This is a genomic window from Marinomonas balearica (genome assembly GCF_004362145.1).
In the GTDB taxonomy this organism is placed as follows: domain Bacteria; phylum Pseudomonadota; class Gammaproteobacteria; order Pseudomonadales; family Marinomonadaceae; genus Marinomonas; species Marinomonas balearica.
Genome location: NZ_SNXC01000017.1, coordinates 1 through 2,925, shown reverse-complemented (window position 1 = coordinate 2,925; position 2,925 = coordinate 1). Strand labels below are relative to the sequence as shown.

The following is a 2,925-nucleotide window of genomic DNA, read 5'->3' as shown; positions in this document are numbered from 1 at the left end:
CGCATCCAACGTCGCATCTTTGCTGCCTGTCGCCGCGTTGCCCGCTGTATCTGTCACGTCCGCAACCACTGTGATGTCGCCATCAACCAGACCCTTACCTGTTAGGTCTGCTGTTGTGCTGAACGCACCCTCCGTCACGGTCGCTGTGAACTCAGCTTTGTTGCCGTCGCTGTCAGTCACGGTCAAGGTCACTGTCTGACCGTTTTCAACATTCGTTGTGCTACCTGACAAGGTCACTTCGTCTGCTTCGTTAACACTGATGTTGCCGTCGCCTACGGTCGTCAAGTCGATGCTCGGTAGATCCGCATTGTCCGCATCCAACGTCGCATCTTTGCTGCCTGTCGCCGCGTTGCCCGCTGTATCTGTCACGTCCGCAACCACTGTGATGTCGCCATCAACCAGACCCTTACCTGTTAGGTCTGCTGTTGTGCTGAACGCACCCTCCGTCACGGTCGCTGTGAACTCAGCTTTGTTGCCGTCGCTGTCAGTCACGGTCAAGGTCACTGTCTGACCGTTTTCAACATTCGTTGTGCTACCTGACAAGGTCACTTCGTCTGCTTCGTTAACACTGATGTTGCCGTCGCCTACGGTCGTCAAGTCGATGCTCGGTAGATCCGAAGCGTCCGCGCTCGCCGCTTGCTCACTGACTTCGTCTGAACTGTTGCCCGCTACATCCGACAAACTCGCTGTCACGGTGTCTTCTGGAGACACATCAATTGTAATGCCGTTCGTAATCTGATCTGCGCTTAAGGTAACCGTGACGTCTTCGCCATCGTTCACGCTGTACGTCAAGGTATCGCCTACTTCGGAACCTTCTACCGTGATCGTCGCGGTGATCGTGCCGTCTTCGCCAAGCTCTTCAGCGTTGTAAACGCCGTCCTCTGCACCTTCCTCAAATATGATTGATGGTTCAGCAACAACCGTGTCTTTATCAATAAGTAATTTTTCAGATTGCCCTTCATTTCCGGCGCCATCAGTTACGTTCACAACAACGGTAAGTGGCCCATCTACTAAGGTAGTTACATCTACTGAAGAATTAAAAGAAACATTTCCGCCCTCGTCTTTTGTATCAATCCCCTCAGTAACAATTAGTTTAGTACCAACTGAGTCAGTGATCGTAATAGACTGAACATCCCCGCCGTCTTCTACAAAGCCTTCGACCTTAACGCTTCCTTGTTCGTCGAAGTTAATAACCATATCCTTGTTATCATCTTCTACAGTGGCATAAACATCAGCAAACAAATCAACTTTATAAATCTCGGTACTGCTAGCTTCGAAAGGATTACCTAATTCATCTGCACCAGTAACCGTCGCAGTAATAAACGGATTCGCTAAATCGGTACCCGCTAGGTCAGATCCAAGAACTGGAACTTCATATAAGTATCGACCTTCGTCATCTTGTTCACTGCTTACTTCAGCAGAACCAATAGCCTCTCCGCCTAATGTAATAGTTACTGTATCGCCAGGCAGAGCGTCACCAGACACCCAACCTGTAATTGGAACATAAGCTCCCTCGGCAGACTCGGATGAGTTGATAATCTTATCTGACGTAATAATGTCGACATCAATATTAGCATTAGATGTCAGATCAATTATTGCACTGTCCGAACCTTTCTCGGACACGTTGCCCGCTGCATCGGTAATGGTCGCCTCAACGATTAACGTCGCTCCATGTACTGGTGCAACTACCTCCGTCAACACCGTCTCTGCTGCGATATGATCTGCGGTCAACTCAATTTCAACACCATTTACGGTTAACGTATCGCCTTCTAGGGCTCCGGTATCTTTTAGAGAAATTGTGACATTTACTTGTCCTTCAAGCTCTATAGAATTGATAAAACCATCATTGTTAGCATCTTCTGTTATGGTTACACTTGGTGCCTCCGTTGAAGCAGTGTCTCCCATCGTTGCAGAGTCTGATGCAACATCCGAACTAACACCAAAATCATTCGTTATTGTTGCTTCAACAGTTAAAGTCTCTCCGTCTGCGGGTTGATCGTATTCTAGTGTTATCGCACCCTGCGCAATTTGCTCAGCTGTCAATACAATTGTTTCTTGTCCCGTTACAGACAATTTGTAGCCTTCTTGTGCACTCTCAGGCAACGTAATCTCAACGCCAACAGATCCAACTATTTCGGTATTTGCAATGATTCCATCGTCATTTATATCTTCGGTTATAGTAACTGAAGGCGCCTCAACGTTACTGTCATCGATCGTAGTGCTCGCGCTGCCTGCTGTCTCAGAGATCGTCGCTTCCGCTCCGGTCACATCTGAGATGCTTACTGTGAAGGATTCTGCTCCTTCGTAGGTGCCGTCTTCTAGAGTCGTGATGTCTAGGTCTGCTGACTGCTCGCCCGCTGGGATCGTCACGCTCGCAACACCTGTGAAGTCACTGCCGTCTGCCGCAACACCGCTGTAAGTGAAGTCCACAACAACCGCTTCATCAGCCTTTTGGTCGATGCTCACGCTGAAGCCCGCATCTTGACCTTCGGTCACGTTGGTTTGATCCGCCGCGATGCTCACCACTGGCGCGCTTTGTGCGTCGTCGATCGTAGTGCTCGCGCTGCCTGCTGTCTCAGAGATCGTCGCTTCCGCTCCGGTCACATCTGAGATGCTTACTGTGAAGGATTCTGCTCCTTCGTAGGTGCCGTCTTCTAGAGTCGTGATGTCTAGGTCTGCTGACTGCTCGCCCGCTGGGATCGTCACGCTCGCAACACCTTCGAAGTCACTGCCGTCTGCCGCAACACCGCTGTAAGTGAAGTCAACAACAACCGCTTCATCAGCCTTTTGGTCGATGCTCACGCTGAAGCCCGCATCTTGACCTTCGGTCACGTTGGTTTGATCCGCCGCGATGCTCACCACTGGCGCGCTTTGTGCGTCGTCGATCGTAGTGCTCGCGCTGCCTGCTGTCTCAGAGATCGTCGC

1 protein-coding gene is annotated in these 2,925 nt (G+C 50.3%); it reads right to left on the bottom strand.

Annotation, left to right across the window (positions count from 1 at the left end; translation table 11 throughout):
- On the bottom strand, window positions 1-2,925 hold a 2,925-nt coding region (locus tag DFP79_RS17925; protein ID WP_166637735.1), incomplete at both ends, for an Ig-like domain-containing protein.